Origin of the sequence: Myroides gitamensis (assembly GCF_029894455.1) — a bacterium.
GTDB classification, from domain to species: domain Bacteria; phylum Bacteroidota; class Bacteroidia; order Flavobacteriales; family Flavobacteriaceae; genus Flavobacterium; species Flavobacterium odoratum.
In genome coordinates this window covers 2,558,804-2,570,716 of record NZ_JARYHN010000001.1, presented here as the reverse complement: position 1 = coordinate 2,570,716, position 11,913 = coordinate 2,558,804, and the positions used below count along the sequence as shown (strand labels likewise).

At 35.2% G+C, this 11,913-nt stretch carries 11 protein-coding genes; 10 read left to right on the top strand and 1 reads right to left on the bottom strand.

Annotated elements, in window-relative coordinates; all coding sequences use genetic code 11:
- The first annotated feature begins 33 nt into the window (after positions 1-33).
- The 9 genes from M2306_RS11385 to M2306_RS11345 all read left to right on the top strand — a co-directional run bounded on the left by M2306_RS11385 (position 34) and on the right by M2306_RS11345 (position 8,965).
- Complete coding sequence (locus M2306_RS11385; RefSeq protein ID WP_115092534.1) at positions 34-663, top strand: biopolymer transporter ExbD; 630 nt, start codon at positions 34-36, stop codon at positions 661-663.
- A 22-nt stretch (positions 664-685) separates the two neighbouring features.
- The gene (locus tag M2306_RS11380; RefSeq protein WP_115092535.1) at positions 686-1,234 is read left to right on the top strand and encodes an ExbD/TolR family protein; all 549 of its coding nucleotides are present in this window, start codon (positions 686-688) and stop codon (positions 1,232-1,234) included.
- A 26-nt stretch (positions 1,235-1,260) separates the two neighbouring features.
- Complete coding sequence (locus tag M2306_RS11375; RefSeq protein WP_115092536.1) at positions 1,261-2,112, top strand: energy transducer TonB; 852 nt, start codon at positions 1,261-1,263, stop codon at positions 2,110-2,112.
- 371 nt (positions 2,113-2,483) lie between these two features.
- Positions 2,484-3,437 (top strand): PstS family phosphate ABC transporter substrate-binding protein, encoded by a 954-nt coding sequence (locus M2306_RS11370; RefSeq protein WP_259187811.1) that lies wholly within the window; start codon positions 2,484-2,486, stop codon positions 3,435-3,437.
- Between the two features lie 36 nt (positions 3,438-3,473).
- Positions 3,474-5,156, top strand: a complete 1,683-nt coding sequence (locus M2306_RS11365) for a tetratricopeptide repeat protein (RefSeq protein WP_115092538.1) — start codon at positions 3,474-3,476, stop codon at positions 5,154-5,156.
- Positions 5,157-5,258: 102 nt separating this feature from the next.
- Entirely contained in the window at positions 5,259-6,428 is a 1,170-nt protein-coding gene (locus M2306_RS11360; protein ID WP_259187812.1) for a glycosyltransferase family 2 protein, read from the top strand.
- A gap of 83 nt (positions 6,429-6,511) precedes the next feature.
- Positions 6,512-7,816: a dihydrolipoamide acetyltransferase family protein gene (locus tag M2306_RS11355; protein ID WP_002990119.1), complete on the top strand. Its 1,305-nt coding sequence runs from the start codon at positions 6,512-6,514 to the stop codon at positions 7,814-7,816.
- A 273-nt stretch (positions 7,817-8,089) separates the two neighbouring features.
- Positions 8,090-8,389: a hypothetical protein gene (locus M2306_RS11350; protein WP_236594067.1), complete on the top strand. Its 300-nt coding sequence runs from the start codon at positions 8,090-8,092 to the stop codon at positions 8,387-8,389.
- 18 nt (positions 8,390-8,407) lie between these two features.
- On the top strand, positions 8,408-8,965 hold the full coding sequence (locus M2306_RS11345) for a hypothetical protein (protein WP_259187813.1): 558 nt from the start codon (positions 8,408-8,410) through the stop codon (positions 8,963-8,965).
- Positions 8,966-9,017: 52 nt separating this feature from the next.
- On the opposite strand, the gene M2306_RS11340 is transcribed toward M2306_RS11345, so the two are convergent.
- Positions 9,018-10,037 carry a helix-turn-helix transcriptional regulator gene (locus M2306_RS11340; protein WP_259187814.1) on the bottom strand — a complete coding sequence of 340 codons (1,020 nt, stop codon included), beginning with the start codon at positions 10,035-10,037 and terminating at the stop codon, positions 9,018-9,020.
- A gap of 735 nt (positions 10,038-10,772) precedes the next feature.
- Between M2306_RS11340 and M2306_RS11335 the strand changes: the two genes are divergently transcribed.
- Complete coding sequence (locus M2306_RS11335) at positions 10,773-11,867, top strand: slipin family protein (protein ID WP_115092544.1); 1,095 nt, start codon at positions 10,773-10,775, stop codon at positions 11,865-11,867.
- Positions 11,868-11,913: the final 46 nt, after the last annotated feature.

Sequence of the window (11,913 nt, the reverse complement as noted above, 5' to 3'; positions counted from 1 at the left end):
ATTAAAAAATATAGGAGTTAAAAAGATTTATCAATGGCTAAAGGTAAAATGAAAAAGAAGAGTATGAGCGTAGATATGACCGCGATGTGCGACGTGTCATTCTTACTCTTAACATTCTTCGTATTAACATCGACAGCAAAGCTTCCGGAGCCATTACCAGTAGATACACCCAATTCAACCGTTCAAACGAAATTGCCAGAAAGTAACTTAGCAACAGTTACAATTGGAGGAGAACCAGGTGAAGAAAAGGTTTTCTTCGGAGTTTTAGGTAAAGAAGATCGTATTGCTACGCTTGAAAAAATGGGTAGTCGTTATCAGATTGAGTTTAATGATCAAGAAAAAGAGGTATTTGCTTATACTGAAGGTATCGGAACTCCTATTAACGAATTGAAGAAGTTTTTAAATCTACCTGCAGACGTTAGAAATAAAATTGGAGCTGACCAACCTGGTATTCCAACTGACTCTGTGAACAATCAATTAAAAGATTGGGTAGAGATGGCACGTACAGTTGCTAAAGAAAGAAATAACAAAGTGTTAGACGTTGCAATTAAGGGAGATGCTGAGGCAAACTACCCTGCAGTGAAAAACGTGATTGATATCTTACAAGCACAACGTGTAAATAAATTCTTCTTAGTTACAGGACTTAGAAACGAAGATTTTTAATCATTAAAAAATTAAACTGTAAATGGCTGAATTAAATACAGGCGGTGGCGGTGGCAGTAAAGACAAAAAAGTAAGAAGTAAGAAGCAAAATGCCGGAGTAGATTTAACTGCAATGGTGGATTTAGCGTTCTTATTGATTACGTTCTTTATGTTGACCACATCTATGAATAAGCCTCAGTCTATGAATCTTGCGATGCCGGATAAAGACGTCGAGAAAGAAATAGAAGAGGATAGAACTAAGGTAGATGAGAACCGCACAATGACTATACTAATTGGCGGAGACAATAAAGTAAAATGGTATATGGGTATGGTAAACAGCCCATTAGAAGGACCAACAGATCAAACATATGGTAAGGCAGGTATTCGTCAAGTATTGTTAGAGAAAGACAAAGCAGCTTTAGCCTATTCTGGAAAACCAGATCAAGGTTTGATTGTGATCATTAGAGCAAGTGAAAAAGCTACATATCGCAACTTAGTTGATATTTTAGATGAGATGGCTATCTCAGGTATTAAATCATATGCATTAGTAGATATCACGCCTGAGGATCTTGAAATATTAGGTGAGAAGTAGTTAACGTTCTGAGAAATTAAGAAATTATGTCAAAATTAAATATCTTTAAAAAGGATTGGGTTGATATTATCTTCGAAGGACGTAACAAGTCTTACGGAGCATATCAATTGAGATCTGAAAACCCAAAAGTAACGACTGTAGCATTGTTCTCAGGGATTGCTTTGTTCGGTTTAGTATTGGTTTCGCCAATGTTAATCGAAATGGCAAAGGGTACTTTTGGAAATAATAAGGTGGAGAAATTGGATAAGGTTATCGAAATGGAAAATTTAAATTTACCAGAGGATATCCCACCACCACCACCACCACCAGAGGATGTACCACCTCCACCACCACCTCCACCAGCAGATGAGGTTAAATCAATAAACGATACGAAAAAGTTTACTGAACCCGAAATTGCTAAAAAAGAGGAAGTGAAAGAAGAAATCGCTAAACAGGATGATTTCAAAGATGCAGAGGTAGGTAAAAAAGACCTTAAAGGTGATAAGGATAAAGGAGAGATCAAAATCACTGAGAAAACAGGAGAAGCGGACAAAGGAACAGGTTCAGGTGGAGACGGAGATGGAAACGAAGTTTTCATTGCTGTACAAGTACCAGCTGAATACCCTGGAGGTATGCAAGCGTTTAATAAACAATTTATTCAACGTTTTAGAACTCCAGACATCGATTCAGGTGTGAAATCTATCCGTGTTATCGTTATGTTTATCGTTGAGAAAGACGGTTCTTTAACTGATATCAAAGTTGTACGTGACCCAGGTTACGGAGCTGGAAAAGAAGCAGTACGTGTGTTATCTAACATGCCGAAGTGGAAACCAGCAGTACAAAATGGAAAAACAGTTCGATCACAGTTTACATTACCTATTACAATTCAAGTTCAATAGTAATGTTTAACAATAAATTCAAACAAAAATCGCTAATACAGCGATTTTTGTTCTTTTTTGGACTATTGTTTTTTCTTCTTTATTTGTTTTGTGGAATTGCACTTATCGTTAGTAAGTCATTGCCCTTTCAAATGGAAGACAATCACCGAATCTTATTCGGTGTAGTATTAATAGTCTATGGGTTTTTTAGATTCTACCGTTTGTGGAATACTAATATGGGAAAAGATTAAAGAAGCTCCGAGGTATTCGGAGCTTTTTTTATTCCTAGTTTTTATGTTAAAAACAACTTTTATTTTTTCCTTCTTACAAAGAATATCTATCTTAGACGAAAGAAAATGAGCAAACTAAGTTTTGCTCTAAATTTGTTTTATATGATTCAAAGAAGAAGCGCTGCTAGAATTGGAATTTTAGTTGGTGTTTTAGCAACAACGAGTTTATTCTTTCAATGTAAAGATAAGAACACAACGACTGCTGATACAGATACAGAAGTAGTTTCTCAAGAAGAAACTTTATTAAGCGGCACACTAACCATGGGAGTAGACGAATCTGTTTTTCCAATCGTTGAAGATGTGGCTATTCTTTTTGAAAATGAGTATAAAAAGGCCAAATTAAATCTACTGCCTAAATCGGAACGCGAGGTATTGAACTTGTTGTTCTCTGATTCTATTCGCGTGGCTGTTTTGCCGCGTTTGATGACGGAGCAAGAGATGGAACATTATAAAGGAGTAGTTGCACCAAAGCAAACCCATTTTGCTAGTGACGCAATTGTTTTTGTAACAAGTAAAACAGCTACAGACTCTATCGTTGATTATACTGCTATCTTAAAGCAATTGGAACAAGGTCGCGTGAAAGAAGGCGATTCATTCTTGGTATTTGATAATTACAATTCAAGCGTTTCTGCCGCATTTAGAAAAGCGACAGGATTTGATTCCTTTCCTAAAGATTACGCTTATTTCTTGAATACAACAGAAGAAGTGATTGACTATGTGGTTAAGAATCCTAAAGCAATTGGGGTAATTGGCTTAAATTGGTTAACACAACCTAATGAAGTGATTCAAAAGCATATTGATGCTGTTAAAGTATTAGCAGTAAAGAATGATGCAGATAAACAATACTACAAACCAAGTCAAAATAACATTGCGGAAGGTACGTATCCTTTAATCCGCAAACTATATGTATGGGATATGCAAGGTAAAAATGGTCTTGGTACCGGATTTGCTTCGTATATTGCTGGATATAAAGGACAGCGCATTGTATTAAAATCGGGATTATTTCCTTTTAATACCCCTCCAAGAGAAATTGTAGTGACCAAGGAAATTAAATAATAAAACCACATACTTATAAAACAATAACGATATATTATGAATAAAAAGTATTCTATTTCATTGTTAGCTTTAGCTTTAAGTAGTTCTTTTGCTTTTGCTCAAAGTATTAATGAAGCAAAAACGGCTATCAATGCAGAACAGTTCGATAAAGCGAAAGAGATTTTAAAAGATTTAATTGGGAAGAAACCAGCTGATGGGGTTAATTATTTCTATTTAGGAGATGTATTTTTAAAAGAAGATCAATCAGATTCAGCGCGTTATTATTTTGATCAAGGACTTTTAGCAAAAACGAAAGGTTCATTAAACTATATTGGTTTAGGTCAAATTGAGTTAGACAATAATCGTTCTGCTGAAGCAGTAGCTAATTTCAAAAAAGCAGAAAAAGATATCAAGAAGAAAGATTACAACGAGCAATTGTTAGTTGCAGCAGCTTATTTGAATTCTAAAATGCCAAATGCAAAAGAAGCACAGACAATTGCTGCTGATGTAGTAGCAAAAGACTATAGCAACCCAATGGGGCACTTGCTTTTAGGTCGTGCGTTCTTAGAGCAAAAGAATTTAAATGACGCTTTCGCATCTTTCAGAAATGCTTATGATTTAGACAATACTTTAGTAGAAGCTAAATTGCAAATGGCGATGATTACAAAGCGCGCAAGAGCGTATGCGGATGCAATCAAAGCTTGTGAAGAAATCTTAGCTACAACGCCAGGTTATGCACCTGCATATAGAGAAATTGCTGAAATTTCATATATGTGGTCAAAAGCAAATGCACCAAGAGAGAAAGAATTAATTGCTCAAGCAGGAGAAAACTATAAAAAGTTCATCAAAGCAACAGATAATTCAATTGATTCTCAAATGAGATATGCTGATTTCTTAGTGAAGACAGAGAACTATCCTGAACTAGAAAGAGTAGCAACTCAAATGAAAGACATTAAAGGTGTAAATCCACGTATCCACAGATATTTAGGATATGCAGCTTATGAAAACAAAAACTACCAAGTAAGTGTTGATGCTTTAGATAAGTTCTTAAAAGTATACTTGAAAGAGTCAAAAAGCTTAAATGCAATTGGTAGAGATTATATGTATTTAGGTTTGTCTGAAATCGGATTGTCAAACGATGGAGAGAACAAAGAATTATACAACAAAGGATTGAACCATTTGAAAGATGCAATCAATGTTGAAATTGCAATTGCAGGTGAATTTAATCGTTATGGTTTAGATTTATTCAGAGCTAAAAAATACCAAAATGTAATTGATGTTTTGAGTATTTCTGCTGACGTAAAAGAGTCATCTGGGTATATCTATGATAACTATTATGTTGGATATTCTTACTATTTATTGGGATCAACAGATCGTCCAGATAGTGAAGACTTATTGAAAAAAGCAGATGAGTATTTAGCTAAAACAATCGAAGCTTCTCCTTTAACACAAGAGGCTTATTTCTATAGAGCTCGTGCGAATCGCTATATCGATCACGTAGATGCGTATGATAGAATGTTTGAATCATACCAAGGGTTCTTGAAAGTATTAGGGGAGAAGAATGAATTGAAAGATGCTGCAAACAAAGAACAAGTAATTGAGGCACATACTTCAATTGCGACGTATTATGCGAATAAAAACAAAAATGCGGAAGCAGTAGAAGAATTCAAAAAAGTATTAAATTTAGATCCTACGAATAGTTTTGCTAAAAAAACAATAGAAGCAATCAATAAAGGATAAGGAATTATAATAAAGAAGTAAAAGGCTGAATATCTATAGGTATTCAGCCTTTTTTTTGTGTTATTTCTATTGTAATTTTCTTAATCCTACTATATTTGCCGGATGCAACTATCTATAATTATTTTAAACTATAATGTTCGTTACTTTTTAGAGCAATGTATTAAATCCGTGCAATCCGCAATTGAAGGGATTGAAGCGGAAATTATAGTAGTTGATAATAATTCGCAAGACGATAGTGCGGAGATGATGCAAGCCTTGTTTCCAGGGATGCTCTATTTAGCGAATAAGGAGAATCTCGGTTTTCCCAAAGGCAATAATATTGGAGTAAAACATGCAAAGGGAAAATACATTTGTATACTCAATCCTGATACTGTTGTAGCAGAAGATACCTTTCATCAATTGATTGCTCTTTTTGAGCATAAAGAAAAGTTAGGTATTGTGGGGTGTCGATTGATTGATGGTAGAGGAAAATTTCTACCCGAATCTAAAAGAGGAATTCCGACCTATTGGCGTTCTTTGATGAAGGTTACAGGATTTTATAAACTATTTCCGTCTCGATCTTTTGCAAATGGTTATTATGCCTCTCATTTACTTCAACATCAAAATGGAACGGTAGAGATATTAGTTGGCGCGTTTATGTTTATGACTCGTGCTTTATACGAAGAATTAGGCGGTTTTGACGAACGATTTTTTATGTATGTAGAAGATACCGATTTATCCTATTCTAGTTTAAAATTGGGGTATGAAAACTATTATTTAGCGGATACGGCAGTTATTCACTACAAAGGAGAAAGCACCAATAAAGATATTGAATACGTCAAGCGATTTCATCACGGAACACAGATTTTTTATGAAAAGCACTTTCGAAAATCTTATGTTTTTGAAGTAATGATGCGCATGGTTACCTTGACATTTTTGTTTGCCAAACAAAAAAAGAAAAGTCCCGTATTAGATGTTGTTGCAGCAACTTGGGTAATCAGCCAAAGTAAAACGTTGAAACAGCAAATTGAAACAGCGTTACAAAACAGCATTCATCAAATCGAAAACCTAGATCAACTGCAAGAAAAGGTGAATCAAATAGGTGAAAGGAATGGAGATTTAATAGAAATTATCTTTGATGGGGATTATTTAACTAATAAAGAGATCATTACCTTTATGCGTGAAAATTATAGATCAGAAATAATTTATAAAATTAAACCTGTAAATTCTTTGTTTTTGATTGGTAGTAATGATAGTAATAGTAAAGGATCCGTGATAATTTTAGAAGAATGATAATTTTATCTTTACGTGGAAAAAGTCCGAAATATTATTAAATTTGTAATCTGAATTAAGAAACACAACCTTAGGTTATAAATATGGCAAAGTTCGAATTGAAATTACCCAAAATGGGAGAAAGTGTTGCGGAAGCAACCATTACAAACTGGTTGAAGAATGTAGGGGATCGCATTGAGGCTGATGAGACAGTATTAGAAATCGCAACGGATAAAGTTGACAGTGAAGTTCCATCAGAAGTAGAGGGAACTTTGGTTGAAATATTATTTCAAGTAGACGATGTTGTTCAAGTAGGACAAACTATCGCTATCATTGAAACTGAAGGAGGAGAAGTTGCTTCAACTCCAGCTGCTACATCAACTCCAACAGTGGCAGCCGTAGAACAAACAGTAAATGTAGCACAAGAAGCTGCTGCACCAGTAGATTTTTCAGCTTCTGAGAAATTCTTTTCACCTTTAGTTAAAAACATCGCAAAAGAAGAGGGAATCTCTTTAAGTGAGTTGGAAGCTATCCAAGGAACAGGAAAAGAAGGAAGAGTAACGAAAAATGATATTTTAGCTTATGTTGAACAAAGAGGTTCTCAACCACAAGCAGCAGCTCCAGTAGCTAAAGCAGAGGTTGCAAAACCTACAGCTGCACCAGCGGCTGCAGCTAAAGCAGTACCTGTTTCTGTAAATGGAGGAGACGAAATTGTTGAAATGGATCGTATGCGTAAACTGATTTCAGGTTACATGGTACAATCGGTTCAGACTTCTGCTCACGTACAATCATTTATCGAAGTAGACGTTACGAATATTGTAAAATGGAGAGATAAAGTAAAAGGAGCTTTCGAAAAGAGAGAAGGTGAAAAATTAACATTCACACCAATCTTCATGGAAGCTGTTGCTAAAGCATTAAAAGATTTCCCAGGGATGAATATTTCTGTTGATGGTGATTTTATCATCAAGAAAAAGAATATCAACTTAGGAATGGCTGCTGCATTACCAAACGGAAACTTAATTGTACCTGTAATTAAAAATGCAGATCAATTGAATTTAGTTGGTATGGCTAAAGCGGTTAATGACTTAGGAAACCGTGCAAAAGCTGGAAAATTAAAACCAGACGATACACAAGGAGGTACATATACAGTTACAAACGTGGGTACTTTTGGTAGTGTATTTGGTACGCCAATCATCAATCAACCACAAGTAGGTATTTTAGCTTTAGGAGCTATTCGTAAAGTACCAGCGGTTATTGAAACACCAGAAGGAGACTTCATCGGTATTCGTCAAAAAATGTTCTTATCACACAGTTATGATCACCGTGTAGTAGATGGAGCATTAGGAGGTTCTTTTGTTAAGCGTGTAGCTGACATTTTAGAAGCTTGGGATATCAATAGAGAAATATAATCTATCCTATATAAAGTCAAAAGGCTTGTCGAAAGACAAGCCTTTTTTTATGGAATAAACCTTGAGGGGGCAGAAGTATGAGGTGAGAAATATCTTGCGAAGTGATGTATTGCTTAATAAATGTTAAAATTAGTTTTTTTAAGATTATAATAATCTTTATTTTTGATTTTAATTGATATAAAATAAGTGAATTTAGATAAGATAAAGTCAATCAGTAAGACAGGCTTCTGGTTTGTTTTTTTGCCCTTGTTGTTGGGGAGTTTGATTTATGTTATGGCTAGAGATTCATCGATTTATTTTTTACAGTTCCTTCCAATCAAGTGGAATAAAATTGAATTGCCCTATTGGGTGCAGTATCATCTACCAGATGGTTTATGGGCTTTTGCCTTTTCTTCGCTTGTAGCGCTTGTATGGGAAGATGTTCGCTCAACGGGATATTATGTTTGGTTGGGGGTACTGGTGGCTGTATCGATTGGTCTAGAGGTTTTTTATGGCACATTCGATTGGTATGACCTTGTGTTTATTTTGGTTGGAATAGGAGGTGCTTATTGGATTTTCAGAAGAAAGAAATAGAAATTAATATTTAGATATATGAAAAAGAATTTATTTTCGGCTCTTGCAGTCGCTTTTATGCTGGTAATTGCCCTTGCTTCTGGTGGCGATAAATCGTATAAAGCTGATACCACTACAGATCAAATAATGGAAGATGGTACTACAGTTAAATCAAAATGGAAATATTCAGAGGAGGTTGATAAAATGGAAGGTACCACAACCTACTTTGCAGAATTAACTTCTACAAATAAGATTAATTTTCAGTTCCCTTATAAGGGCGGATCAAGACTAGCGATAAATTTACGCAATAAAGGGGCAGGAAATGAAGTTTTTCTTTATTTAGATAAAGGACAAATCATGCCAAGTCTTAGGGGAGAAAAGACAATGAAGTTTAAGTTTGATGATGAGAGTACAGTTAATTACGCGTATACGACTGCTTCAGGTGCAGCGAATAATTATGTGTTCATTGATAAGAAAAATGAAGTAATAAAGAAACTTTTAAAGGCGAAAAAAGTAATGATTGAGATTGAAGCTTATAATGAAGGGCTAGTTGTATTTGAATATGATACAGAAGGTTTAGTTTGGGATAAAAAATAAAGTAAAAAGGTTTGTCGAAAGACAGGCCTTTTTTATTTATAAATATCTTATTTTACTCCTCTTTCAAATACTGTTGATGCATTTTCTCTACGCGTTTAGCAATCTGTCGTTGTAAATGACGAGGAGAGAGTACGATTATCGCTTCACCAAAACCTAAGATTTCACGTTCTAATTCGAAATTCAACACCACATCCAAACGAATCTTGATTCCTTTTTCATTTTCCTCTAGCAGTTGTTGTGAACTGTGTAGCGGTTTTGTTTTGACATAAGGCGCATGGTATTGATTTACCCATAGAATAACTTTCTGTGCTCGGTCTTGCTCTGTTTTTGTTACACCTAAGGTATCTTCGAAATATCGATCAAAATTAACGCCTTGGTATTCTTTGTAAGGTTCGTTGGCAAGCGCATATACATTGGTAATTCGATCTAGGGCCAAAGTAAGTAAATGCTTTCCTTTGCTGCTACGTGTGATCAAGAACCAACGATTGCGGTATTCTTTCAGTAAATAGGGGTAGTAGAAATTCTTAGACGCTTCTTTCGATTTAAAAGACTTGTATTCAATCAGCAACGTTTGTTTGTTCTTTATGGCTTCATATAAAGGGCTAATAAACTTAATTCCCTTCAATAAAGGATTGCCTTCCATCTGAATGTAATTCGGAGCTTGTGTACTGCGTGTCAGTAAACTATTGTCTAGTTTTGCAATCACTTCGCTCATTTCATCTACCTGACTAAATCCGTTCAAATGCTTTAAGATAGCTACAACTTCTTTTAGCTTTTCCATATCAGCATCGTTGATCGGAGAGTTTTTGATGCTGTATTGCGGATCTTCATAGGTGTAATATTTGCGGTCCACAACCACAATAGGAGCGTTATACCCCAAGCTATCGCTACGCATGGTTTGTATGTCCATTTGAATGGTGCGCTTGCTGATTCCTGTATCAATTCCTTCGTAATCGTATAATCCATCAGCAACTTTTTCAATTAAGTCCTCTAACGTCCACTTTCTGAATCGATTTTGCAAACATTCATCAAGAATACGGTAACGCAATAATGCCAGTTTGTTTGTTGCCATAAGATTTTCCAGTTGGATTATTTTTCAAATATAACCTTTTTTCTCTTTAACTACGCAGTATACATGCGTAGTTGTGAAAAGTATAAAATAATTTTATTTTTAAATATCTGATATTTAGTGATTTATAAAAATATTTAAAAATATATTTTAAACTGCGCAAATTGTTTGCGTAGTTAGGTATGCATCTTTGTACTGTTCGAAAGATACAAACCTTGGAAGCGTTTCAGTATAGCGCGGAAGTAAGGGACAATCGTTTACCATATCCTGTTTGGTCAAGTAGAATATTGAGGTTCGACTCCTCACTTCCTTTAGATGGATGACTAGTGGTTTAGTATGTATTTGTGTCGTAGGTTCGAATCCTACTATTGCAGTAGCAATATAGCTTAGCTGGTTAGAGCAAGATACCAATTGCCTTAAAAGCAATCTTTAGGTGAAGAAGGAGGACTTCAATAAAAAATCTCCTCTATAAAAAGTTCAGTTAAATAGTGTTTCAGTATTTAGGTTGGAAGTCTCCGGACAACCCGCATAAAAACACCCGATCAACGCTTGTGAAAACAAGTCACGGTGCGAAAGAAGAATCAGGGATGATATAGAAAGAATCACTTGCTTGCTGAGTGATCCTAGGTTATACACAAATGATTCAACTTCAAAGCGTACTTCTTTTTCCGCCTAGTGAAGGGAAACCTATTTAGACTGTTCTTATTCAAAATGATTTAAAAAATAAAAAATATAGTTATGAAAAAGTTACAAGTAAAAACAAATCACGTTGCTCTAGTTTTTAACCAAGGAGAGTTACAAAAAGTATATACCACAGGTCAGTATTGGTTGTGGGGAAATAAAGAAGTAGTGGAGTACAATAAAGCAGAACTATTTCCTATGCGTAGGGATATGGATGCTTTGTTGAAAAATGAAGAGTTATTGGCGATGTTGGAAGTAATCGATGTATTGGATAACGAAATCGTCTTGGTGTATAAAAATCAAGTGTTTCATACTGCATTAAGTGCAGGACGTTACATCTACTGGAAAGAGGCACAAATGTATGCTTTCGAACGCTTTACAACTACAGAATTGGAAGTTCCTGCGGCTATTTCGCGTACGATTAGAGGGAAAGGTAACTTGCCTAATTTCTTGAGAATGTATACGGTTGGGGCAAATGAAAAAGGATTGTTGTTTATCGATGAGCAATTTCAAGGCATCTTGGATGCGGGAGATTATTGCTTTTGGAGAAATGAAATCAAAGTACAGATCATCTTTGTTGATGTACGTCAACAAACGATGGATATGAATGGACAAGAGATCTTGACCAAAGACAAAGTGCAGTTGCGTATCAATTTTAATATCGTGTATCAAGTACGTGATTTACTACTAGCGTATGTAGAAAATAAAGAAGTAGAAAAACAAATGTACAACGCGATTCAATTGATCTTAAGAGAAAAGGTTGGACGTATGTCTTTTGATGAGTTGATGGAAAACAAAGAAAATGTTTCTCAAGCAATATTGGAAGGAGTACAGGAAGAAGTTGCTGCTTTGGGAATTACCCTAAAAACGTGCGGAATCAAAGATATTATCCTACCAGGAGATATTCGAGAAATCATGAATCAGGTTTTAATTGCCGAGAAAAAAGCACAAGCGAATATGATTACCAGAAGAGAAGAAACAGCAGCTACCCGTAGCTTGTTGAATACCGCTAAATTGATGGAAGAAAATGATATGTTGATGCGATTGAAAGAAATGGAGTACATTGAGAAAATTGCAGAGAAGGTTGGTGAAATTAGTTTGTCTGGTGGTGGTAATGTATTGAAGCAATTGAAAGAAATGTTTGGAAAATAGGGGGAGGGTTAAGGGTTAAGGGGTAACATAACCCATACCTCATAAC

Coding starts and splice junctions, on each gene's coding strand:
- M2306_RS11345 (WP_259187813.1), top strand. CDS start 8,408: ATGAAAAAGAATTTATTTTCGGCTCTTGCAGTCGCTTTTATGCTGGTA.
- M2306_RS11365 (WP_115092538.1), top strand. CDS start 3,474: ATGAATAAAAAGTATTCTATTTCATTGTTAGCTTTAGCTTTAAGTAGT.
- M2306_RS11370 (WP_259187811.1), top strand. CDS start 2,484: ATGATTCAAAGAAGAAGCGCTGCTAGAATTGGAATTTTAGTTGGTGTT.
- M2306_RS11340 (WP_259187814.1), bottom strand. CDS start 10,037: ATGGCAACAAACAAACTGGCATTATTGCGTTACCGTATTCTTGATGAA.
- M2306_RS11380 (WP_115092535.1), top strand. CDS start 686: ATGGCTGAATTAAATACAGGCGGTGGCGGTGGCAGTAAAGACAAAAAA.
- M2306_RS11350 (WP_236594067.1), top strand. CDS start 8,090: ATGGCTAGAGATTCATCGATTTATTTTTTACAGTTCCTTCCAATCAAG.
- M2306_RS11360 (WP_259187812.1), top strand. CDS start 5,259: ATGCAACTATCTATAATTATTTTAAACTATAATGTTCGTTACTTTTTA.
- M2306_RS11375 (WP_115092536.1), top strand. CDS start 1,261: ATGTCAAAATTAAATATCTTTAAAAAGGATTGGGTTGATATTATCTTC.
- M2306_RS11385 (WP_115092534.1), top strand. CDS start 34: ATGGCTAAAGGTAAAATGAAAAAGAAGAGTATGAGCGTAGATATGACC.
- M2306_RS11355 (WP_002990119.1), top strand. CDS start 6,512: ATGGCAAAGTTCGAATTGAAATTACCCAAAATGGGAGAAAGTGTTGCG.
- M2306_RS11335 (WP_115092544.1), top strand. CDS start 10,773: ATGAAAAAGTTACAAGTAAAAACAAATCACGTTGCTCTAGTTTTTAAC.